At 62.1% G+C, this 22,340-nt stretch carries 17 protein-coding genes; 10 read left to right on the forward strand and 7 right to left on the reverse strand.

Annotated elements, in window-relative coordinates; genetic code table 11:
- Positions 1 to 113: 113 nt before the first annotated feature.
- Positions 114 to 3,617, reverse strand: coding sequence for a DNA polymerase III subunit alpha (dnaE, locus tag HEP69_RS16190; protein WP_290559565.1), 3,504 nt, complete (start codon positions 3,615 to 3,617; stop codon positions 114 to 116).
- Between the two features lie 389 nt (positions 3,618 to 4,006).
- Between dnaE and HEP69_RS16195 the strand changes: the two genes are divergently transcribed.
- The 10 genes from HEP69_RS16195 (at position 4,007) to HEP69_RS16240 (ending at position 16,040) form a co-directional block, all read left to right on the forward strand.
- Positions 4,007 to 5,368, forward strand: coding sequence for a xanthine dehydrogenase small subunit (locus HEP69_RS16195; RefSeq protein ID WP_290559566.1), 1,362 nt, complete (start codon positions 4,007 to 4,009; stop codon positions 5,366 to 5,368).
- Complete coding sequence (xdhB, locus tag HEP69_RS16200; protein ID WP_290559567.1) at positions 5,365 to 7,659, forward strand: xanthine dehydrogenase molybdopterin binding subunit; 2,295 nt, start codon at positions 5,365 to 5,367, stop codon at positions 7,657 to 7,659. Before HEP69_RS16195 ends, xdhB begins: the two co-directional genes overlap by 4 nt.
- Complete coding sequence (gene xdhC, locus HEP69_RS16205) at positions 7,656 to 8,606, forward strand: xanthine dehydrogenase accessory protein XdhC (protein WP_290559568.1); 951 nt, start codon at positions 7,656 to 7,658, stop codon at positions 8,604 to 8,606. The genes xdhB and xdhC overlap by 4 nt, the downstream gene beginning before the upstream one ends.
- Positions 8,603 to 10,120 (forward strand): ABC transporter ATP-binding protein, encoded by a 1,518-nt coding sequence (locus tag HEP69_RS16210; protein WP_290559569.1) that lies wholly within the window; start codon positions 8,603 to 8,605, stop codon positions 10,118 to 10,120. Before xdhC ends, HEP69_RS16210 begins: the two co-directional genes overlap by 4 nt.
- Positions 10,121 to 10,195: 75 nt before the next feature.
- Entirely contained in the window at positions 10,196 to 11,278 is a 1,083-nt protein-coding gene (locus HEP69_RS16215; protein ID WP_290559570.1) for an ABC transporter permease, read from the forward strand.
- The gene (locus HEP69_RS16220) at positions 11,278 to 11,664 is read left to right on the forward strand and encodes a hypothetical protein (RefSeq protein WP_290559571.1); all 387 of its coding nucleotides are present in this window, start codon (positions 11,278 to 11,280) and stop codon (positions 11,662 to 11,664) included. Before HEP69_RS16215 ends, HEP69_RS16220 begins: the two co-directional genes overlap by 1 nt.
- Positions 11,665 to 11,669: 5 nt before the next feature.
- Positions 11,670 to 12,590: an ABC transporter permease gene (locus HEP69_RS16225; protein WP_290559572.1), complete on the forward strand. Its 921-nt coding sequence runs from the start codon at positions 11,670 to 11,672 to the stop codon at positions 12,588 to 12,590.
- A 30-nt stretch (positions 12,591 to 12,620) separates the two neighbouring features.
- Positions 12,621 to 13,694: a BMP family ABC transporter substrate-binding protein gene (locus HEP69_RS16230; RefSeq protein ID WP_290559573.1), complete on the forward strand. Its 1,074-nt coding sequence runs from the start codon at positions 12,621 to 12,623 to the stop codon at positions 13,692 to 13,694.
- A 490-nt stretch (positions 13,695 to 14,184) separates the two neighbouring features.
- On the forward strand, positions 14,185 to 15,102 hold the full coding sequence (locus HEP69_RS16235; RefSeq protein WP_290559574.1) for an MBL fold metallo-hydrolase: 918 nt from the start codon (positions 14,185 to 14,187) through the stop codon (positions 15,100 to 15,102).
- On the forward strand, positions 15,102 to 16,040 hold the full coding sequence (locus HEP69_RS16240) for an MBL fold metallo-hydrolase (RefSeq protein WP_290559575.1): 939 nt from the start codon (positions 15,102 to 15,104) through the stop codon (positions 16,038 to 16,040). Before HEP69_RS16235 ends, HEP69_RS16240 begins: the two co-directional genes overlap by 1 nt.
- A 155-nt stretch (positions 16,041 to 16,195) precedes the next feature.
- On the opposite strand, the gene HEP69_RS16245 is transcribed toward HEP69_RS16240, so the two are convergent.
- From HEP69_RS16245 to soxC, 6 genes are all read right to left on the reverse strand, one after another.
- The gene (locus HEP69_RS16245; protein ID WP_290559576.1) at positions 16,196 to 17,257 is read right to left on the reverse strand and encodes a YeeE/YedE family protein; all 1,062 of its coding nucleotides are present in this window, start codon (positions 17,255 to 17,257) and stop codon (positions 16,196 to 16,198) included.
- Positions 17,258 to 17,529: 272 nt separating this feature from the next.
- The gene (locus HEP69_RS16250) at positions 17,530 to 17,961 is read right to left on the reverse strand and encodes a DUF302 domain-containing protein (RefSeq protein ID WP_290559577.1); all 432 of its coding nucleotides are present in this window, start codon (positions 17,959 to 17,961) and stop codon (positions 17,530 to 17,532) included.
- Positions 17,962 to 18,047: 86 nt separating this feature from the next.
- Positions 18,048 to 19,316 (reverse strand): NAD(P)/FAD-dependent oxidoreductase, encoded by a 1,269-nt coding sequence (locus HEP69_RS16255; RefSeq protein WP_290559578.1) that lies wholly within the window; start codon positions 19,314 to 19,316, stop codon positions 18,048 to 18,050.
- Positions 19,317 to 19,349: 33 nt separating this feature from the next.
- Positions 19,350 to 20,054, reverse strand: a complete 705-nt coding sequence (locus HEP69_RS16260; protein ID WP_290559579.1) for a c-type cytochrome — start codon at positions 20,052 to 20,054, stop codon at positions 19,350 to 19,352.
- Positions 20,054 to 21,076 (reverse strand): c-type cytochrome, encoded by a 1,023-nt coding sequence (locus HEP69_RS16265; protein WP_290559580.1) that lies wholly within the window; start codon positions 21,074 to 21,076, stop codon positions 20,054 to 20,056. Before HEP69_RS16265 ends, HEP69_RS16260 begins: the two co-directional genes overlap by 1 nt.
- Positions 21,060 to 22,334 carry a sulfite dehydrogenase gene (gene soxC, locus HEP69_RS16270; RefSeq protein ID WP_290559581.1) on the reverse strand — a complete coding sequence of 425 codons (1,275 nt, stop codon included), beginning with the start codon at positions 22,332 to 22,334 and terminating at the stop codon, positions 21,060 to 21,062. Before soxC ends, HEP69_RS16265 begins: the two co-directional genes overlap by 17 nt.
- Between the last annotated feature and the right edge of the window lie 6 nt (positions 22,335 to 22,340).

Genomic DNA, 22,340 nt, shown 5'->3' on the forward strand with positions numbered 1-22,340 from the left:
TCTAACATAGAAAATGGAAAGAAAATGACGCATTTTCTCGCGCTTCACGGGCTGCCCGGGCACCATTTTCTGCGTCAGAAAATGTCCCAGAAACTGCGTCAGTTTCTGACTACCTAGATTTCCTCAACGTCGAGAATACCGGTCAGGCTCTTGAGTGCGGCCTTGATCTGCGGGCTGACTGGAAACTCCGTCCCAAGGTCGATCTCAACCTCGCCAGGCAAGCCCGGATCTAGCAGGCAAAGCTGCACCGATCCACGCGCCGCCCGTTTGGCGGCCTCCTGCGCCCCTTCCAGAACACCAGCGACACGGGCAACGGCCCCAGTATCCTCCACCCAGATTTTCAGACCCGCCGCCCCCGCATCGGCCACCGCCACATCCACCGGAGCCACAGACCGGCCCAGGAGTTTGAGCTGATCGGCCTCCATCGTCGCCTCTACCGTCACCACCACTTTCGCGCCGGTATCGAGATGTTCGCGTGCAGCCTCCAGCGCTTCGGAAAACAGCGTGACCTCGAATGCGCCGGTCGGGTCGGACATCTGGCAGAACGCGAAACGGTTGCCGCGCGCCGACTTGCGCTCCTGGCGCCCGGCGACAACGCCCGCCATTTTGGCCAAATGGGGCGCGCGTTCGGATTTGGCCGTAACCTCCTCCAGCGTCATGATGCCCTTGCGTTTGAGGGCCCCCATGTAATCATCCAGCGGATGGCCCGAGAGATAAAAGCCCACGGCCTTGAACTCTTCGTTTAACCGCTCGGCGGGCAACCAATCGGTCACCGGGCTCAGACGCGGTTCGGGCAGATCGGCACCCGCCTCGCCAAAGAGCGAGACCTGGTTGGAAGCCTTCTGCTCAAAGATCGCCGCCGAATAGCCTACAAGCGCATCCAGGCTGTCAAAGACGCGTCTCCGGTTGGGGTCGAGCTGATCGAAGGCCCCAGCCCGCGCCATCATCTCAAGCGGTCGCTTGCCCACGCGTTTGAGATCCACCCGGCGCGCCAGATCAAACAGAGTGGCAAACGGACGGTCGCCGCGCGCCTCGACCACCAGACGCATCGCGTCCAGCCCAACATTCTTCAGCGCTCCCAGCCCATAGAGCAACTTCCCACCCGAGACATCAAACCCGGACTGCGAGCGGTTCACACAAGGCGGCACCCAGGGCAGGCCCAGGCCTTTTTTGACCTCTTCGAAATACACCGCCAGCTTGTCGGTCAGATGAATATCGCAATTCATCACCCCGGCCATGAACTCAACCGGGTGGTTCGCCTTGAGCCAGGCGGTCTGATAACTGACCACCGCATAGGCTGCGGCGTGCGATTTATTGAATCCGTAATTGGCGAATTTATCAAGGAGGTTCCAAACCTCCATGGCTTTTTCCTTGTCAACGCCATTCTCAGCCGCACCGGCCAGGAATTTCGGGCGTTCGGCGTCCATCGCCTCCTGGATTTTCTTGCCCATCGCACGGCGCAACAGATCGGCACCGCCCAGGGAATACCCCGCCATTTCCTGCGCGATCTGCATCACCTGTTCCTGATAGACGATGATGCCTTGGGTCTCATCAAGGATATGGTCGATGGTGGGATGCAGGTTCTCGCGCATGCGCAGGCCGTTCTTGACCTCGCAATAGGTCGGGATGTTCTCCATCGGGCCGGGACGGTAGAGCGCCACGAGCGCCACGATATCCTCGATACAGGTGGGTTTCATCCGTTTCAGGGCATCCATCATGCCCGAACTTTCCACCTGGAACACGGCAACCGTCTTGGCCGCGGAGTAAAGCTTGTAGGATCCCTCGTCATCCAGCGGGATCGCGTTGATGTCATCCTCGGTGCCGGGCGCGGGATCATAAAGCTCGGTTCCGTCGGCGGCGATATGCAGATGACGCCCCGAGCCGAGGATCAGATCGACCGCGTTCTGGATCACGGTCAGGGTTTTCAGCCCCAGAAAGTCGAATTTCACCAGCCCCGCCTGTTCGACCCATTTCATGTTGAACTGAGTTGCGGGCATGTCAGAGCGCGGATCCTGATAAAGCGGCACCAGCGCATCAAGCGGCCGGTCCCCGATCACCACGCCGGCGGCATGGGTGGAGGCGTTCCTCAGCAATCCCTCGACCTGTTGCCCATAGGTCAAAAGACGGTCCACGACCTCTTCTTGGCGCGCGGCATCGCGCAGACGCGGCTCGTCCTTGAGCGCTTTTTCGATAGAGACCGGCTTGACCCCCTCGACCGGGATCATCTTGGACAGCCGGTCGACCTGACCATAGGGCATCTGCAAAACGCGCCCCACATCGCGCACGGCAGCTTTCGACAAAAGCGCACCAAAGGTGATGATCTGTCCAACCTTGTCGCGGCCGTATTTCTCCTGCACGTACTGGATCACCTCTTCGCGCCGATCCATGCAGAAATCGATGTCGAAATCGGGCATCGATACCCGTTCAGGGTTCAAGAACCGCTCAAACAGCAGTGAGTATCTCAGCGGATCCAGATCTGTGATTGTCAGCGCATAAGCCACCAGTGAGCCCGCACCGGAGCCGCGCCCGGGTCCCACCGGGATATGCTTTTCCTTGGCCCATTTGATGAAATCAGCCACGATCAGGAAATAGCCGGGAAAGCCCATCCCCTCGATAATGCCCAGCTCGAATTCCAGCCGTTCCTCGTATTCCGCCACCGAAGCCGCGTGTGGAATGACAGCCAGACGGTCGGCCAACCCCTGCTTGGACTGGCGGCGCAGCTCCTCGATCTCGTTATCGGCGAATTTCGGCAGGATCGGGTCGCGGCGATACGCCATGAAGGCGCAGCGGCGCGCAATTTCCACAGTGTTCTCAATCGCCTCGGGGAGATCGGCGAACAGAACGCTCATCTCCTGCGGGGTCTTGAAATAATGCTGCGGCGTCAGCTTGCGGCGCGGATCCTGCTGATCGACATAGGCGCCCTCAGCGATGCAGATCAGCGCGTCATGGGCCTCGTACATCTCGGTTTTCGGGAAGTAGACATCATTGGTCGCAACCAAGGGTAACTCCTTGGCATAGGCCATCTCGATCAGCCCGCGTTCGGTCAGGCGTTCGGCCTCCGGTGGCGCGCCATCCTCACCGGGGTGGCGTTGCAGTTCGACATAGAGACGCGATGGAAACGCGCGTGCAAGCCGATCCATCAGCGCCTCCGCCGCAGGACGCTGACCGGTCTGCAACAGCATCCCGACCGGGCCTCCGGGTCCGCCCGTCAGGCAGATCAGACCGCCCGCATGTCTTTCCAGTTCCTCCAGTGTAACCTGTGGCAACTGACCCGCCTTGTCGATGTAAAGACAGGAGTTCAGCTTCATCAGGTTCTCATATCCGGTCTCGGACTGCGCGAGCAGAACCAAGGGCGCGGGATCGCGCAGCTTGCCGCCCGGATCGGCGGGCAAATAGGCCAGATCGACCTGACATCCGATAATCGGCTGGATGCCCGCACCGGCGGCCGCGACCGAAAACTCAAGCGCCGCGAACATATTGTTGGTGTCAGTCAACGCCACCGCCGGCATCTCTGCCGCGCGGCAGAGATCGGGGAGTTTTTTCAGGCGCACCGCCCCTTCGAGAAGGGAGTATTCGGAATGCACGCGAAGGTGAATGAATCGGGGGGAACTGTTCATGCGCGCGAAGTTAGGCAACCGCGGCCTCAGGGGCCAGTCCCAACCTCACGCAGATCGTGGCGTCAAAACATGTCGGCTCGCACCACCTGCGTGCCGCTAGCCGCTGCTTTTGCGCACATCCGATTATCTTGGGAATTTTGAAGCTGATTCCCCGATTTTCAAACTGGATTTGAGCCAGTCCCTTGCAACATCACGGCTTTTCGCTGTTTGGCAGATGCAGAAAAAGCAGGCGTTTAGCCTGATCCGCCGGTCAGACATGTAACTTTGTCTTGCCAGATCAAGAGCCTGCTCCCTAACCTTTGCAGGCTTTGGGACATGGCCCGCGCTCTCTACGTCGCATCGAGACGTGCAAACTGGGCCAAAATGGTAACGCGACAGGTCTGTCACAGATGGAGATCACGTTTGTTGTAAACGCAGAGGTCGTTTGCCTCACCGAACCGGACCCGACACTGACCCTTCTGGAGTGGCTGCGTGAGGGGCGTGGACTGACCGGCACCAAGGAAGGGTGCAACGAGGGCGATTGTGGCGCCTGCACGGTGATCGTAACCGATGAACATGGCGCGCGGACGCTGAATGCCTGCATCCTGTTTCTGCCGCAACTGCATGGCAAGGCCGTGCGCACGGTCGAGGGGATCGCCGGGCCGGACGGTGTGCTGCATCCCGTCCAGCGGGCAATGATCGACCATCACGGCAGCCAGTGCGGATATTGCACACCCGGGTTCATAACCTCGATGACCTGCGCCCATCTGAATGGCGAAACCCGTTTTGACGACGCGCTGGCGGGCAACCTCTGCCGGTGCACAGGCTATGCGCCCATCCTGCGCGCCGCTCAGGCAGCGGCGGTGGAACCGGTGCCTGACTGGATGCATGATGCGGTGCCGGAGGTCGGCGCGGGTGGTACGGCTCTCCCGCAATCAAGCGATGATCTGGCCGCGTGGTACATGGCCCATCCCGAGGGCACGCTTGTGGGCGGGGCCACCGATGTGGGTCTTTGGGTGACCAAAGGGCTGCGCGACCTGGGCCCGGTCGCGTTCCTGAACGGGTGCATTGATTTACAGCGGATGGACCGGACGGAGGGCGGTCTGCGCATTGGGGCCGCAGTCACAATGGATCGTGTACATGCCGCGATGGAAGAACAGCACCCCGCCTATGCCGAGATGATCCGCCGTTATGGCTCGGCCCAGGTGCGAAATGCCGCCACCATCGGCGGTAACATCGCCAATGGCTCGCCCATCGGGGACAACCCGCCACCGCTGATCGCCCTGGGCGCCCGGCTGCACCTGCGCAAGGGCGACGCGCGCCGCGACATCGCGCTTGAGGATTTCTTTATCGACTATGGCAAACAGGACCGCGCGCCGGGCGAGTTCGTCGAGGCGGTCAGCATCCCCGATCAGCCCGACCGGCTGCGGGTCTACAAGCTGTCGAAACGGTTCGATCAGGACATCTCGGCGGTGTGCGGCGCGTTCAACATCACCACCCGGAACGGCATGGTGCAACAGGCGCGCATCGCCTTTGGAGGAATGGCCGGGATACCCAAGCGCGCGCGCGCCGTCGAGGCGGCCTTGATGGGCCAGCCCTGGACCCAAGAAACCGTGCGGCGGGCTCAGGCCGCCTTCGAGGCCGATTTTACGCCGCTCACGGATATGCGCGCCTCGGCGGCCTATCGGCTGGAGAGCGCGCGCGCCATGCTGCGCCGCGCCTGGCTGGAGGATCAGGGCGCAGCGATTTCGGTGCTGGAGGTGGGGCCATGAGCATCGCCAAGCCGCTGCCCCATGATGCGGCGGCCCTGCATGTGACCGGGGCGGCGCGCTATGTCGATGATATCCCAGCACCCACAGGCACGCTGCATCTGGCCTTTGGCCTCTCGGATGTCGCCCGCGGCCGGATCGAAGTCATGGATCTGGACGCGGTCCGCACGGCCCCCGATGTGGTGGCCGTGCTGACGGCGGGCGATCTGGAGTTTGACGCCGATACCTCGCCGTCAAACCATGATGAGCCGCTGCTCGCCACAGAAGAGGTGTATTACGCGGGTCAGCCTCTGTTTCTGGTGATCGCCCGCAGCCATCTGGCCGCGCGCAAGGCTGCACGGCTGGGCTGCGTGACGATCACCGAAACCGAACCGATCCTGACCATCGAACAGGCGCTGGAGGCCGACAGCCGGTTTGAGGATGGCCCGCGCATCTATGAAAAGGGTGCGACGGACGCAGCGCTGGCCGCGGCACCCAACCGCCTGCAAGGCCGGATCGAGATCGGCGGTCAGGAGCATTTCTATCTCGAGGGCCAGGCGGCCATGGTCTGGCCGCAGGAGGGCGGCGATTGCCATGTTTTTTCCTCGACCCAGCACCCGACCGAGATCCAGCACAAGGTGGCCCACGCCATCGGCCAGCCCATGCATGCCGTCCGGGTCGAGACGCGGCGCATGGGCGGCGGCTTTGGCGGCAAGGAAAGCCAGGGCAATGCGCTGGCCATCGCCTGTGCGGTGGCCGCGCGCCTGACCGGCAAGCCCTGCAAGATGCGCTATGACCGGGATGACGATATGATCATTACCGGCAAACGCCATGATTTCCGCATCGATTACGATGTGGGCTATGACGATGCGGGCCGCGTCTTGGCCGTGTCGTTCCGGCATTACACGCGCTGCGGCTGGTCGATGGACCTGTCGCTGCCGGTGGCCGACCGCGCCATGCTGCATGCCGACAACGCCTATGACATCGCCCATATGCGCATCGAAAGCCACCGCCTGCGCACCAATATGTGCAGCGCCACGGCCTTTCGCGGCTTTGGCGGACCGCAGGGCATGCTGGGGATCGAACGGGTGATGGATCACGTCGCCCATGCCAGCGGTATTGACCCGGTGGCACTGCGGCGGCGCAACTATTACCCGTCGGCCCGCGCCGTGGCCGACGGGCAAAGCCCCGGGATCACGCCCTACAACATGAAAGTGACCGATTTCGAGCTGCATGAGCTGACCGAGCAGCTTTTGCAGAGGGCCGATTACGCGGCGCGCAAACAGACGATTGCCGATTGGAATGCGCAAAATCCGGTGATCAAGAAAGGCATCGGATTCAGCCCAGTTAAGTTCGGGATCTCGTTCACGCTGACCCATCTCAATCAGGCGGGCGCGCTGGTACATGTCTATCAGGACGGTTCGGTCCATCTCAATCACGGCGGGACAGAGATGGGACAGGGTCTTTTCCAGAAGGTGGCGCAGGTGGCCGCGGCGCGGTTCGGTCTCCCGCTGGAGCGCATCAGGATCACCGCGACAGATACCGGCAAGGTGCCCAACACCTCGGCCACCGCCGCCTCATCAGGCAGCGATCTGAACGGGATGGCGGTCAAGGCCGCCTGCGACACCATCTGCGACCGGATCGCAGCCCACCTGGCGGAACGACATCAGACTGCGGTCGATGCGGTGCGTTTTGAGGGCGGTCAGGTCCATGTGGGCGATCATGCGATATCCTTTGCGCAAGCCGCGCAATCGGCCTGGATGGCGCGCGTGTCGCTCTCGGCGGCGGGGTTTTACAAAACCCCGTCGCTGGAGTGGGACCGGATCCGGGGCACGGGCCGTCCGTTTTTCTATTTCGCCTATGGCGCCGCCCTGACCGAAGTGGCGGTCGATACACTGACCGGAGAAAACCGCATTCTGCGCACCGACATCCTGCATGATGCGGGCGCCTCTCTGAACCCCGCGATCGATCTGGGTCAGATCGAAGGCGGCTATGTGCAGGGCGCGGGCTGGCTGACCACCGAGGAACTGGTGTGGGACGATGCGGGCCGGTTACGCACCCATGCCCCCTCAACCTACAAGATCCCGGCCTGTTCGGATCGCCCGGATGTCTTTAACGTGGCCCTCTGGGACGCCCAGAACCGCGAAGAGACGATCTATCGCTCAAAGGCGGTGGGAGAGCCGCCCCTCATGCTGGGGATATCTGCTCTGCTGGCGCTGAGCGACGCGGTGGCGGCTTGTGGTAACCGTTATCCATCGCTAGATGCGCCCGCGACGGCCGAACGGATCTGGGCCACTTTGGAGACCATGACATGAGCTTCGATCTCAAAGGGTTGCAGAGCGCGGTCAAAGCCCATGGCCGCGTCGTGCGTGTGGTCATCGCCGATCTGGCCGGATCGTCACCGCGCGGTGTCGGGACCGCAATGCTGGTTTGGGCGGATGGGCAATCGGGCACCATTGGCGGCGGCGCCTTGGAGTTTGAAATGGCCCAGGCCGCGCGACAGATGCTGGCTGGGGATAAACGCCGTCGCCTGAGCACTCATGCGCTGGGTCCCGATCTGGGCCAGTGTTGTGGGGGCCGCGTCAGCATTTTATCGGAACGCCATGATGTCAGGACGGTTTCCGAGTTATCCCCCGATCTGATCGTGCGCCCTGCGGCTGGGGATAAGGTGGACATGCCGCTGTCGGCCAAACGAGTTCTGGCGCAGGCTCGGGCGCAGGGCGACCGTCCCGTTGCCGCGCTGATTGATGGCTGGATGATTGAACCGGTCTTACAGCCCAGCCGTCATATCTGGATCTGGGGGGCAGGCCATGTGGGCCGCGCCCTCGTCGATGTGCTGGCCCCGTTGCCGGATCTGGACCTGACCTGGATCGACACGGTGTCCGACCGGTTCCCGACCCGCATTCCATCGCAGATCACAGTTGTCTCGCAGAAAGCCCCGGGTGATCTGGCCCCGCATGCGCCCTGCACCGCAGAGCACTATATTCTGACCTATTCCCACGCGCTGGATCTGGAGCTGTGCCACCAGGTTCTCAGCCGCGGCTTTGCCTATGCCGGGCTGATCGGATCGGCCACCAAATGGGCGCGCTTTCGCAAGAGGTTGTCCGAGCTGGGCCACAGCCCCGATCAGATTGCCCGCATCACCTGCCCCATCGGCGATCCCGCCCTGGGCAAGCACCCCGCCCAGATCGCCATCGGTGTGGCGCACGAGCTGCTGATGCGCGACAGATACCAAAGCGAGACAAAGGATAGGCGGGCATGACCGAGACGCTTTTGTCCATCCAAGGGCTGACCAAGGCCTATCCGGGGGTTGTCGCCAATGACGATGTCTCCTTCGATATCGGTGTGGGCGAGGTGCACGCGCTCTTGGGTGAGAACGGCGCGGGCAAATCCACCTTGGTCAAAATGATTTACGGGCTGGTGAAACCCGACAGCGGCACGATGTCCCTGCGCGGTGCGGGGTTTGCCCCTCCTGAACCTCGGTCGGCCCGCGCCGACGGGATCGCGATGGTGTTTCAGCACTTTTCGCTGTTTGACGCGCTGAATGTGGCCGAAAACATCGCCCTGGGCATGGAAAACCCACCGCCCATGCGGGATTTGGCGCGCCGCATCCGCGAGGTGTCCGAAACCTATGGGCTGCCCCTCGATCCCTTCCGCGTGGTGGGCGATCTCTCGGCAGGAGAACGGCAGCGGGTGGAGATCATTCGCTGTCTGCTTCAGGATCCCAAGCTCTTGATCATGGATGAGCCGACATCCGTTCTGACCCCGCAAGAGGTCGATATCCTGTTTCAGACCTTGCGCAAGCTGTCCTCCGAGGGGACCGCGATCCTTTACATCTCACACAAGCTCGAAGAGATCCGCAGCTTGTGCGACACCGCCACCATTCTGCGGCTGGGTCGCGTCGTGGGCACCTGCGTCCCCCGCGAGACCACCGCCCGGGACATGGCCGAGATGATGGTGGGCACCGCGCTGAAAACGCCCGAGCCGCGCAATCACGCATTGGGTGAGGTCGCGCTCGATATCACCGGGTTGTCGGTTAATTCTCCTTCTGCCTTTGGCACATCGCTGAAAAACATCCACCTGACCCTACAAGAAGGCGAGGTGCTGGGCATCGGCGGGGTTGCGGGCAACGGCCAGGATGAGCTGTTGGCCGCCCTGTCGGGCGAGTTGCGCACGGCATCCGACGCGATCAAGCTGCATGGCCAACCGGTTGGCCATCTGGGTCCGAATCCCCGGCGCAAGCTGGGTCTGCTCGCCGCCCCCGAGGAACGGCTGGGCCATGCCGCCGCGCCTGATATGAGCCTGACGGAGAACGCCCTCTTGACCGGGTCGGTCCGGAAGCGGCTGGAACGGTCGGGGTTTCTGAAATGGGCGGACACCCGCGCCTTTGCCGAAAAGATCATCGCCGCCTTCGACGTGCGCACGCCGGGACCTGCCAATGCCGCGCGGTCGCTGTCGGGGGGCAATTTGCAGAAATTCGTGATCGGGAGGGAGGTACTTCAAGACCCGTCGGTCCTGGTGGTCAACCAGCCCACCTGGGGGGTCGATGCCTCTGCCGCTGCCGCGATCCGGCAGGCGATCCTGGATCTGGCCGCGCAAGGGGCGGCAGTGCTGGTAATCAGCCAGGACCTTGATGAGCTGATGGAGATCAGTGGCCGGTTCGCGGCCCTCAACGAAGGGCGGCTCTCGGACATCCGGCCCACCGCCGATCTGAGCGTGGATCAGATCGGGCTGATGATGGGAGGCGCGCACGGTATGGAGGTGGCCCATGTCTGACGCGCGTTTTGATGTCGATCCCGCTTGCCGGGTCTCGTTCATCCCGTCCCGGATCAGCCGGGGGGCCTACGCGCCATGATCAGGTTGGAAAAACGCCCGCAGCCTTCGCGGTTCTGGTCGGCGGCCACGCCGGTGGTGGCGGTTCTGGCGACGATGGTGGCGGGGGGGATCCTCTTTGCCTCGCTGGGCAAGGACCCGGTTGCCGCGATCCTCACGATTTTCTGGGAGCCGCTGTTTGGCGAGTTTTCCTTTTTCTACCGCCCGCAGCTTTTGATCAAGGGCGCGCCGCTGATCCTGATTGCGATCGGCCTGTCGCTGGGGTTTCGGGCCGGTATCTGGAATATCGGCGCCGAGGGGCAATATATCATGGGCGCCGTGGTGGGCGCCGGTGTGGGATTGGCGTTCTACCCGCTTGAGGCGTGGTACATCTTTCCGCTGATGATACTGGCCGGTGCCTTGGGTGGCTGGGCCTGGGCGATGATCCCTGCGCTTTTGAAGGTGCGCTTTGGCACCAACGAGATCCTGGTATCGCTGATGCTGGTTTATGTGGCCGAACAGATCCTGGCCTCCGCCGCGCTGGGGCTTTTGCGCAACCCCGAGGGTTTCGGATTTCCCGGCTCGCGCAACCTTCAGCAATATGCCAGCGCCCATAATGCCGAGATTATCGCCGGATCGGGCCTGCACTGGGGCGTGCTCACGGCCTTTATCGCGGTGATCTTTGCTTATGTGCTGCTCAACCGGCATATGCTGGGCTATCACATCCGCCTGACTGGCGAGGCGCCGCGCGCCGCCCGATTTGCCGGGGTGAACCCGGCGCGGCTTATCCTGTTTTGTCTGGGCATGTCGGGGGCGCTGGCCGGTCTCGCGGGGCTTTTTGAGGTGGCAGGACCGGCCGGACAGGTGACAATTGACTTCAACGTGGGCTATGGCTTTACCGCGATTATCGTGGCGTTTCTGGGCAGGTTGCATCCGTTGGGCATCTTGCTGGCCGGGTTCCTGATGGCGCTGACCTATATTGGGGGCGAGATCGCGCAAAGCCAACTGGGCCTGCCCGCCGCCGCGATCCAGGTGTTTCAGGGCATGCTCTTGTTCTTTCTGCTGGCGCTGGATCTGCTGACCAACTACCGCATCCGGCGCACCGGGCGGGAGGCCGCGTGATGCGCGTCGCCCTTCTCTTTGCCGTTCTGGCCGCCGGGCCTGCCCATGCTGAGTGGTTCTGCCAAAGCGCCCTGGCAGTCGCACCAGACAGCGCGCCGATATCCGAGTTTGGTTTGGAACTGACAATGGACGCCACGGGGCAGTTTCGGGCCGAAGGGGTCCAGACCTCCGGCCCGTTCGAATACCCCCTCGTCTGGACCGGAACCTATACGCGGTTCGACGACCAGCTCGCCCTGATCGGCCCGTTGCAAAGCGACGGCTGGGTACAGCGATTCGAGACGCGCGCGCTCACCCGACACATGCAGGAGGATGTGATGATCCTTACAGTCTCCGATACGCCCGCCGACACCGTCACGCTGCGCTGCCTGCGCCATGATCTGAGGTAACGCCCATGGACCTGTCCTCGATTAACCCTGTGCTGCTGGTGGCTTCGCTGATGGTTGCGGCCACACCGATCCTGCTGGCCGCAATCGGCGAGTTGATCGTCGAGAAAGCCGGTGTTCTGAACCTCGGGGTCGAAGGGATGATGATCGTGGGTGCGATCTGCGGCTTTGCCATCTCGGTCGAAACCGGATCGCCCATCGTGGGGTTCGTCGGGGCCGCGATCGGCGGGGCGCTTTTGTCGTATCTGTTCGTGATCCTCACCCAATATGCGCTGGCAAACCAAGTCGCCTCCGGGCTGGCGCTGACGCTTTTCGGGCTGGGGCTGTCCAGCCTTCTGGGCCAGGGCTATGTCGGGGTCAGACCGCCGCCCACCCCGCAACTGGATCTGCCGGTTCTGAGCGATCTGCCTGTCGTGGGGCCGATCCTCTTTTCCCATGACCCGATCCTTTACTTCGGGATCCTGCTGACCGCGGCGGTCTGGGCGATGCTGAAATTCACCCGAGTCGGGCTGATCCTGCGCGCGGTTGGGGAAAATCACGATGCCGCCCACGCGCTGGGCTATAAGGTGGTGCGCATCCGCACGCTGGCGATCCTCTTTGGCGGGGCCTGCGCTGGGCTGGGCGGGGCTTATATCTCGCTGATCCGGGTACCGCAATGGACCGAAGGCATGACCGCCGGTGCAGGATGGATCGCGCTGGCGCTGGTGGTCTTTGCCAGTTGGAAACCCTGGCGCGCGCTGCTGGGTGCCTATCTTTTTGGCGGTATCACCGTGATGCAGCTTAACCTTCAGGCAGCAGGCGTTGCCATTCCGGTCGAGTATCTGGCAATGTCGCCCTACCTGATCACCATCCTGGTGCTTGTTGTTCTTTCGGCTGACAAAAGCAGCGCGCCTGCTTCGCTTGGCCGGATTTTCCATGCCTCGAACTAGGGGCCAAAAACCAAACCTGGGGAGACCTGAATGAAACTCACAACCCTTTTGACCAGCGCCGTGATGGCGCTCGGCCTGGCGACATCCGCCTATGCCGAAGACAAGACCAAGGTCGGCTTTGTCTATGTCGGACCGGTCGGCGATGGCGGCTGGACGTTCACCCACGATCAGGGCCGCAAGGCGGTCGAGGCCGAATTTGGCGATGCCGTGGAGACCGTGTTCGTCGAGAATGTGGCCGAAGGCCCGGATGCCGAACGTGTGCTGACCCAGATGGCACTGAACGGCGCGGACCTGATCTTTACCACCTCGTTCGGGTTCGGAGAGGCCACGATCAACGTCGCCAGCCGGTTCCCTGATGTGAAATTCGAGCATGCGACGGGCTATCAGCGGGCCGACAACGTCTCGACCTATTCGGCACGGTTCTATGAAGGCCGCGCGGTGCAGGGCCATATCGCGGGTTCAATGACGGAATCGAACATCATCGGCTATATCGCCTCCTACCCCATCCCCGAAGTGATCCGGGGCATCAACTCCGCCTATCTGCATGCCAAGAAGGCCAACCCGGATGTCGAGTTCCGTATCGTCTGGGTCTACACGTGGTTCGATCCCGCCAAAGAGGCCGATGCCGCCAAGGCCCTGATCGAACAGGGCGCGGATGTGATCCTGCAACATACCGATTCGACTGCTCCCCATGCCGCGGCTCAGGAGGCCGGGAATGTCGTGGCTTTCGGCCAGGCCTCTGACATGTCGCAATACGCGCCCTTCCCACGGGTCAGTGCCATCCTGGACGTCTGGGCGCCTTATTACATCGCCCGCACCCAGGCGGTCATGGACGGCACCTGGGAAAGCGTCGACACCTGGCACGGCATCAGCGAAGGCATGGTCGGTATTGGCGAGATCACCGACGCGGTGCCCGCCGAGGTCAAGGCCGAAGCGCTGGCGCTGAAAGAAGCGCTGCGCACGGGCGCGTACCATGCGTTCACTGGCCCCATCAACAAACAGGACGGCTCGGTCTGGCTGGCTGACGGCGAGGTTGCCGATGACGCCACACTTGCCGGGATGACCTTTTACATCCAAGGGATCGAGGGCGAGATTCCCAACTGACCTTCGAGTGAGCTAAAGGATCAAAGGCCCCGCAAATCGGGGCCTTTTTTTGTGCGCAACAGCCCCCTCCGGACATGACCACGACAAGAGGCACCCCAAGACCCCGGCCTGGCACACAAAGCACCTGGCCGAGCATGCAAGGGAAGTGGCCCACGCCCTGCACCAAACACAGATACCGCAACTCAGATCCGCGTCGCAGGTTTGGTCCGACACGCAGAGATCAACGGGCAGGTTCGCAAAGCCCATCCGGTCAGATCACGCTATCCAGAGGCCGGATACCCATTGCTGCTGCAACATCGGCAAGCCGGAGAAAGCGAAAAAAACTCAAGCCATCAACCCACCGTCATCAGGCTGCGATCCGGCCTTAGCGACGTGTCGGAGCTAAATTCAGCCCGCATCGTCCCCGGCACTCCCAAAAATTGAAACGGGGTTGTATTCGCTCCCACAATCATATCATATTCATTAAATAGAATTTGTTGGGGAGGATCACATGAAACTTGATCGCAGGCGTGTCCTTGCGGGCCTGGGTGGTTTGGCGCTGGCTGGGGGTCCGTCGATATCCTTTGCGCGCACCGGTGTACAGCTGGGGCAGAGCACGCTCGACAGCGTCAGCGACGGCCATCTCGTTCTGCCCGGCAGCATGTTTTTTGAAGGGCTGCCCGAGGCACCTGTGGGTGAGATCCTGGCCAGGCACGGGCTGTCTTCGGAGCAGCTGATGCCGCCCTGTAACCTGACCTTGCTGCGCCAACCCGACAAGACGGTCCTTTTCGATGCCGGCGCCGGGTCGGCCTTCATGCCGAGCGCCGGCGCGTTGTTCGACAGCCTCGATACGCTGGGGGTCTCGCCAGAGGAGATCACGCACGTGATCTTTACCCATGGCCATCCCGATCACCTTTGGGGGCTTCTGGACGATTTTGACGATCCGGTCTTTCCGGACGCGGAATTGATGATCGGGCGGACCGAATGGGATTATTGGATGGACCCCGACACGATCGACACCATCGGTGAGGCGCGCGCCTCCTTTGCCGTGGGCGCCGCCCGCAGGCTCGCCATGGTCGAGGATCAGATCCGGTTCTTCGATGACGGTGACGAGGTGCTGCCGGGCGTCATGGCCCATGCCACATATGGCCACACACCGGGACATATGTCGTTCGAGCTGCGCGAGGGATCGAACGCCGTGATGGTCGGAGGCGATGCAATCGGCAACCAGCATGTGGCCTTTGCCCGCCCGGACTGGCCCAGTGGCGCAGATCAGGATCCCGATATGGGGGCTGAAACACGCATGCGGCTGCTGGATCGGCTTGCGGCGGACAGGATCATGCTGATGGGCTTTCACCTGCCGGACGGCGGATTGGGCCGGGTCGAACGCGACGGGGACGCGTATAGATTTCTATCGGAGGATATGTGATGCGCTGGATACTACCTTTTCTGATCGCCACAGGCGCCCACGCCAGCGAGGATATCGCGGACAAGTATCCCGGCTCCCTGCTCTATGACAAACCGGTGGAGTTCATCCCTGGCGTCTTTTCCGCCATTGGGGCGACCGCTCCACCGACCTATGAGAATGCGGGGCACAACAACAATCTCAGCTTCATCGTGACAGGCGACGGCGTCGTCGTAATCAACGGGGGCGCAGCCTATGGTCTGGCCAAGGCGTTGCATGACGAAATCAAGGCGATCACCGATCAGCCGGTAAAGCTGGTCTTTAACGAGAACGGTCAAGGGCATGCGGTTCTGGGCAACAACTACTGGACCGAGCAGGGTGTGCCCATCGTGGCGCATGTCGATGCCGCGATGGAGGTCGCGGAGTATGGCGGCAGTATTCTGGAGAGTATGAAGCGCTACAACCGCGATCAGGCGGAAGGCACCCGGCTGCAAGGCCCGACCGAGACGTTCGAGGATGCCTATGTCGTTGAAATGGGCGATTTCCGGATCGAGGCACGGTATCTGGGCCCGGCCCACTCGCCCGGCGACATCGTGGTCTGGCTGCCGGATCAGAGTCTGGTGATTTCGGGGGATGTGGCATTTCACGAACGGATGCTTCCGATATTCGAGCATACCTACACCGCCGACTGGTTGGAGACCTGGGATACCGCGTTCGAGGCGCTGGGTGCCACCTATGTCATTCCCGGTCATGGGCATCCGACCAACATGGATCAGGTGCGGCGCTACACCAAAGGGTATCTGGAATATCTCAGGGAACAGATCGGCGCGCATATCGATGCCGGTGGCGGGCTGGCCGAAGCCTATTATGTGGACCAATCGCCCTATGCCAATCTTGACACCTTCGAAGAGCTGGCGACCAAGAACGCCGGCCGGGTGTTCGAGCAGATGGAGTTTGAATAGGCATCCCTCGGGATAAATCCGATCATGGTATCGCGACCTTGATCCAGCGCTGCGGGCGCCGATATCCGGACCTGCTCAGGCAGCGGGTCGGGTTGATTCCAGGACCGCTCTGTTGGCGCAGGCCCCGCCAGGAGGTGCCGCAGCGATAACCGCCGTCAGGCCGCCCTGGCCAACCAGCCGCGCTGCATCAGCCGGTGGGTCAGCATCGCACCGACCCACATGCAAAAGACGGCGACCCACGCCGTAAGCGCGAACACCGACCCGCCGGACATCCCCGCGCCCACAGCACAGCCGCCCGCCAGCATACTGCCGAACCCCATGAGCACAGCACCGATCAGATAACGCTCCATGGGCGTATCCGGGCCGAACCGGTCGATCTTGGCCTCGCGGGTGACAAGCGCCATCAGCCCGGCACCGAAAAAGACGCCTGGAACCAGCCCAATCCCGAAATTCAGCGGCAGTTCGGAGCTGTTGACCAGCCCCATCAATGTATCCGTCGCAGGCCCGGTGAATGTCACCGAAGAGATCGGCACCACCTCGAAGGAGGTTTGGGAAATCCCATAGGTTAAGAACCACCCCAACCCCACGGCGAGCCCGACCCCGGCGGCCGCAATGGCGCGGGTGGGCGCCACCTGGTTGCGGCGGGACAGCCCGAAGGTCAGCAGCACCGCCGCGCCCGCCAGGATTGCCACCATGGTGGAAGACAGCCCCATCTGCGTCAGAAGGCTGCGGTCCTCCCCTCCCTGCACCAGCCAAAGTGCCGAGAGGTTCTCGCGCGCGGGGGCCAGCGCCCCGCGCAGGCTGGCTTGCGCGACCAGCGTCAGCACCAGCCCGGTGACGATTGCGCGCAGGTTGCCGGTGGCCGACAGCACCAGAAGGCGGCTGGCGCAGCCGCGCGCCAGGATCATACCGCACCCGAACAACAGCCCGCCGATGATCGCGCCCGACAGGCTGCCCGTGGTGGCAAGCTGGCGGGATTCGGACACATCCAGCCAACCGATTGCAATCGCGCCCTGCACCGACGCGACCGCTGCCCCAAAGGCGATCAACCAGATATGAAGACGCGGTCCAAGCTTGCCTTCGGAAACCTCGACACAGGCCGCGCGCAGACAAAATCGCGAATGCTGCGCCATCGCACCAAAAAGCAGACCAACCAAACAGCCTGCCATCGCCAGCACGGCGCCATCGCCAAATTGATCGATCAATGCCTCAAACACGCATCGGTCCTTTCAATGGGCCATGGCTACTGTGGGCAGGGCCTTTCTGCCTTGATGTGGGTCAACTCGATGCGCGACCACTGCTGTCCATTCCCCTCCAGACGGCGAAACCCAGAGTTGGCACCACCAATCCAAGCTTGCGGCAGGCATCGGCAAGACCGATCGGGACCACAAGCAGTTGAGGCGCGCGCGGGCTTCCTCCAGATTGCCACCAAGATGATCCGCGCCTGGCGTGCAGTGAGACGTCAGGCAACCTCAGGCTAGGATCGCTGCTATTCCATCGCCTCTTGCACAATGGCATCCAAAAGCGCCTGCACCTCCTGCATCTCCCCTTCGGGGTAGGTGCGATAGCCGATCATGATCTCACCTTCCTGATCGGCCACGAAGATCCCATAGGGGCAATGGGCGATGTTCATCGGGTTGACCTCCATCACCTTGCGCGACAACTGAGCCGAGCAAAACAGAAAGATGTCCGCCTCTGTAAAGAGCGCCTTGTCGCTGCCCACATCGGCGGCGGTACGGTTGAGCATCTCGCCGGTATGGCTGACATAGTCGATCACCAGCCCGCGCCCGACAATCGCACTTTCCACGGCAAAGGCCGCGTCCTCAAAGCTGCCGTCGAAAGGATATGTGACGGCCTGATCCGCAGCGGCCACCGGTCCTGCGGCAAAAGCCAGCAAGGCGGCAAGAATGAAACGTCGCATCTGATGATATCCTCTGTGATTGCAACACAACCCAAGCAGAGTCGGGCCGCCCGGGCCTTGATAAATGTCAGGCCCGAGCCCATTGATTAGCTGAACATGTCCGCCGTGATACCGGCATACCAGCCTTCGGATTCCTCATAGGTCGCACGGCGCACATCGCTGCTTTCACCCGTCGAAGAGATGAACCCGTCGACCTTGGCAATCTTTTCCTCCGTCGCCTCATAGGTGGCGCCAACCTTGACCCCGTCATTGGTGTCGATCAGCGACCAGCACGTGTTGGAGAACTTGGCCGGGAACACCCGCGAGCCTGTCAGCGCCCCACGCACCGCATTTGCGCAGACCTTGGCCTGGCTGTTGGCCGAAAAGCCGGATTTCGGCATGTCGCCCTGTTGGCTCGCATCGCCCAGAACATAGACGTCGGGATCCGCCTTGGTGCTCATGTCAGCGGCGTTCACCGGGGCCCAGTTGCCATCCGTCACACCCGCCATCTCGGCGATGCGACCGGCTTTCATCGCAGGAATGACGTTGCAGGCATCGACCTGTGTCACCTCGCCATCAATGCTGACCGTCATCGCCGCGGGATCAACCGACACGTTGCCACCGCCGAAATCCGACCCGATCCAGTCGATCATGCCCTCGTAATGGTTGGCCCACCCCTCTTGAAAGAGCGCCATCTTGGAGAATTTCTCCTTGGGATCCGCGACGATGATCTTGGCCGTCGGATTACTCGCCTTGAGCGCATGCGCGACCATCGAGATCCGCTCATACGGTCCCGGCGGGCAACGGAACGGGTTCGGCGGAGCCACCATCGCAAAGGTGCCACCTTCGGGCATGTTCAGGATCTGCGCCCTGAGCAACTCGGCCTGGGATCCGCCCTTATAGGCATGCGGCATGGCGTTCTGCGCGCTCAGATCCCAGCCTTCGACCGACCCGCCTATGAAATCGATACCCGGGCTGAGGATCAGCTTGTCATATGGCAGGCTTCCACCGCCGGCGAGGCTGACCGTCTTGGCCTCTCGGTCCACATCCACCGCCCAGTCATGCACGACGTTGATCCCATACTTGGCGGCCAGCGTGCCGTAATTGTGGCCCAGATCGTCGATCTCTTTGAACCCGCCGATATAGAGGTTCGAGAAAAAGCAGGTGAAATAGGTGCGCGAGGGCTCGATCAGGGTGACGTTGATCGCCCCGTCACTGTCTTTTGCCAGATAGCGGGCCGCCGTTGCCCCGCCCGCGCCGCCGCCCACGACAACTACGTTGGGTTTTCCATGCCCTTCGGCCAACAGGACGGGCGCCTTGAGCGTCGCGGCGGCCGCAGCGCCCGCGCCCATGAACAAGCGTCTATTCAATGTCATTTTCGTTCTCCTCCCAAAGAAAAAGGGACCTTGTTAATCAAGGTCCCTGAAGTAAGCGGCGAGCGCCGCAATCTCTTCGTCATTCAGCCGACCGGCCATCATCTGCATCACCGGATGGGGCCGTAACTTGCGTTTATAGGCATGCATGGCCACGACGAAATCCTCGACCGGCCAACGCGTGATCGACGGGATACCCTCGGCACCTCCATCGGGCAGGTGGCATGTCAGACATTCGCTTGAGAGATACTCGCCATATTCAGGGTCGCCCTGGATCGCCAGGATTGCGGGGTCCAGATCGTGATCGGTCGCGCGGGCGGTCGGTTCCGCTTCGGGCACGTCGGACGGATTGTCGGAAAAGTCGCGGAGATAGGCCAGAATGTCGGCGCGATCCCGAGGGTCTTTCAACCCGCGAAAGCTCATCCGCGTCTTGGAGACCAGCGCGCGCGGATTTTCGATGTAGGCATCAAGCGTTTCAAAGGTCCAGGTCAAACCGTCATCGCCCGCCCGCTGCATGGATCTGGAATAGGGATATCCGTCATGCGCCGCCGCGCGGCGGCCGAAGATGCCATTGAGGTGGGGCCCGATGCGATCGCGCGCGCCCGCGCCGACCTCATGACACCCTATACAGGTAGAAAACAGGTCCGCCCCCTTTTCAGCATCTCCGATCTCTTCTGCCCATGCCGCACCGGCCACACAGATCGCGGCCAGTGCAGCGGGGAGGATCGGCAATCGGGCCATTACTCCGCAAAGCTCGCCAGATAGGCGGTGATGGCATCAAGATCATCCTCGCTGCGCAGGCCCGCAAACGTCATCTTGGTGCCTTTCATGAAAGATTTGGGCCTGGCCAGGAAAGCGTGAAGGCTCTCCTCGTCCCAAACCAAGCCGTCTTCGGCCATCTCCATCAGCGCTTTGGAATATCTAAAGCCTTCTACGACGCCCGCGGGGCTGCCCAGGATTCCGGTCAGGATCGGGCCCGAGCGGTTCTTGGCCCCGTCGCCGATCTGGTGGCAGGCCTTGCATTTGCGAAAGACCTTCTCGCCCTGTTCGATCAACGCGGGATCCAGCGCGACAACCTGCACCGCTTCGGCCACTGCCGGGGCGGGGGCCGCCGCTGCGACCGGGGCGCTGGCTTCGACCTCTTCCTGTGGGGTGACATCCAGCACCATGGCGCGCATGGTCACCTCTACGCTATCCTTGCAGTTTTCCATGCACGGCTCGCGCACCCACTGGGAGTACTCGGTCTCGATCCGGTCGTCGATGATGAACCCGTCCTGATTGGGCATCTCGAAGGCGGTGAAGGTCTCATCCGACAGCACGAAATCCTCATCCACCAGATCGTTGGAATAGAGGATATAGGCCACAATGGCATAGACCTCGTCAGCGGTCAGCGATTGTGCATCGCCGAACGGCATCGACCTGTTGATGTAATCCCAGCTGGTCGACAGATACGGCCAGTAGCTGCCTACAGTCTTGAGCGGATCGTCGTCGGCCAGCGTGTCCCACCCCCCGGCCAGTTTGGGCCAGTTGTCCACGCCTTCGGCAAAATCGCCGTGGCAGACGGCGCATTTGTCGGCAAAGACCTCTTCGCCGGTCAGTACGTCGCCCGATCCCGGCGGCAGGCCGGTGCCGTCCGGGCTCACGTCCAGATCCCAGGCCGCAATTTCCTCGGGCAAGGCCACACGGCCGAGGCCGAACCCATCGGCGAATGCCGGTGAGCCGAGAAGGACAAGCGCGGTTGCGACCTTAAGATACTTCGACATTTTCCGCCTCCCCGTTCGGGCGCACCCACCATGTCTGGATGCAGTTGTTGTGATAGATGGAGTTGAGGCCACGCACCTCACGCAGCTGCGCCTTGGTGGGCTGGACATACCCTGTCTCATCAATGGCACGGGATTGCAGAAGCATCTCCTGGCCGTCCCATTCGGTATCGAGGTAGAACCGTGTAAGCGCCATCTTCTCGCCGGGCTTGGCCAGCCGCGCGGTCTCCCAGCTCTTGCCCCCATCCTTGGACACATCGACCCGCGTGATCGCCCCGTGACCTGACCACGCCAACCCAGAGATGACCAAAGGGCCGGTCCCGTGGGTGATTGGCGCCTGCGGGCTGGGCGAGGTAATCACCGATTTCGCATCCATCTCCCAGGTCCATTTCCGGCTGATGCCATCAGCCAGCGTATCTGTGTATTTCGAGGTTTCTTCGCGGCTCTCCACGGGACCGTCCATTATCTCGACCCGGCGCAGCCACTTGATCCACATGTTGCCTTCCCAGCCCGGAACAACCAGGCGAACGGGATAGCCATGTTCCTTGCGCAGCGCCTCGCCATTGGCCTTGAACGCGACCAGAACGTCATCGAGCGCCTTTTCCATAGGGATGGAGCGCCCGTTGGAGGAGGCATCGGCGCCCTCCACATAGACCCATTTGTCAGCAAGATCGCCTGCCGCCCCAAGGCCCGCCTCTTCAAGGATCATGCGCAGCGGTACGCCGGTATATTCCATATTGTGGATCATGCCATGGGTGAACTGCGCCCCGTTGAGCTGCGCCCCCGCCCATTCCATGCCCGTATTGGCGGCGCATTCGCAGAAATAGACGTGGTTTTGGCGCGGGAATCGTTCCAGATCGGCATAGGAGAAGACCAATGGCCGGTCCACCAGCCCGTTGATCATCAGACGATAATCTTCCTTGCGCAATTCAATCGCGCCGGAATGGTGCCGCTCGAACGCGCAGCCTTGCGGGGTGATCGTGCCATCCAGCGCGTGGATCGGCGTGAAATTGATCGAACTGATGGTGTCAGCGGTCAGCCATTCGACATTGCGGCGGATCACGTCGGCTTCATGTTCGATGGGCAGCCCATACGGTGTTGCATCCACACCGTCGCCCAGACCGCTGGCCCAGGGCTGAACCTCGGTGATCAACGGATCGGGTGTGGCGGCCGCGGCCTGGCCCGCCGCCAGCCCCGCACCGGTCATGGCGGCCCCTTTGAGGAACGCGCGCCGTGAGGGGGAAGTCTTGTCGTCTGTCATGCCTTT

It is taken from the genome of Aestuariivita sp. (assembly GCF_021404545.1).
Lineage (GTDB): Bacteria > Pseudomonadota > Alphaproteobacteria > Rhodobacterales > Rhodobacteraceae > Aestuariivita.

Excerpts from the sequence above, each read along its gene's own strand:
- dnaE (WP_290559565.1), bottom strand. The coding sequence starts at position 3,617 with ATGAACAGTTCCCCCCGATTCATTCACCTTCGCGTGCATTCCGAATAC.
- HEP69_RS16195 (WP_290559566.1), top strand. The coding sequence starts at position 4,007 with ATGGAGATCACGTTTGTTGTAAACGCAGAGGTCGTTTGCCTCACCGAA.
- xdhB (WP_290559567.1), top strand. The coding sequence starts at position 5,365 with ATGAGCATCGCCAAGCCGCTGCCCCATGATGCGGCGGCCCTGCATGTG.
- xdhC (WP_290559568.1), top strand. The coding sequence starts at position 7,656 with ATGAGCTTCGATCTCAAAGGGTTGCAGAGCGCGGTCAAAGCCCATGGC.
- HEP69_RS16210 (WP_290559569.1), top strand. The coding sequence starts at position 8,603 with ATGACCGAGACGCTTTTGTCCATCCAAGGGCTGACCAAGGCCTATCCG.
- HEP69_RS16215 (WP_290559570.1), top strand. The coding sequence starts at position 10,196 with ATGATCAGGTTGGAAAAACGCCCGCAGCCTTCGCGGTTCTGGTCGGCG.
- HEP69_RS16220 (WP_290559571.1), top strand. The coding sequence starts at position 11,278 with ATGCGCGTCGCCCTTCTCTTTGCCGTTCTGGCCGCCGGGCCTGCCCAT.
- HEP69_RS16225 (WP_290559572.1), top strand. The coding sequence starts at position 11,670 with ATGGACCTGTCCTCGATTAACCCTGTGCTGCTGGTGGCTTCGCTGATG.
- HEP69_RS16230 (WP_290559573.1), top strand. The coding sequence starts at position 12,621 with ATGAAACTCACAACCCTTTTGACCAGCGCCGTGATGGCGCTCGGCCTG.
- HEP69_RS16235 (WP_290559574.1), top strand. The coding sequence starts at position 14,185 with ATGAAACTTGATCGCAGGCGTGTCCTTGCGGGCCTGGGTGGTTTGGCG.
- HEP69_RS16240 (WP_290559575.1), top strand. The coding sequence starts at position 15,102 with ATGCGCTGGATACTACCTTTTCTGATCGCCACAGGCGCCCACGCCAGC.
- HEP69_RS16250 (WP_290559577.1), bottom strand. The coding sequence starts at position 17,961 with ATGCGACGTTTCATTCTTGCCGCCTTGCTGGCTTTTGCCGCAGGACCG.
- HEP69_RS16255 (WP_290559578.1), bottom strand. The coding sequence starts at position 19,316 with ATGACATTGAATAGACGCTTGTTCATGGGCGCGGGCGCTGCGGCCGCC.
- HEP69_RS16260 (WP_290559579.1), bottom strand. The coding sequence starts at position 20,054 with ATGGCCCGATTGCCGATCCTCCCCGCTGCACTGGCCGCGATCTGTGTG.
- HEP69_RS16265 (WP_290559580.1), bottom strand. The coding sequence starts at position 21,076 with ATGTCGAAGTATCTTAAGGTCGCAACCGCGCTTGTCCTTCTCGGCTCA.
- soxC (WP_290559581.1), bottom strand. The coding sequence starts at position 22,334 with ATGACAGACGACAAGACTTCCCCCTCACGGCGCGCGTTCCTCAAAGGG.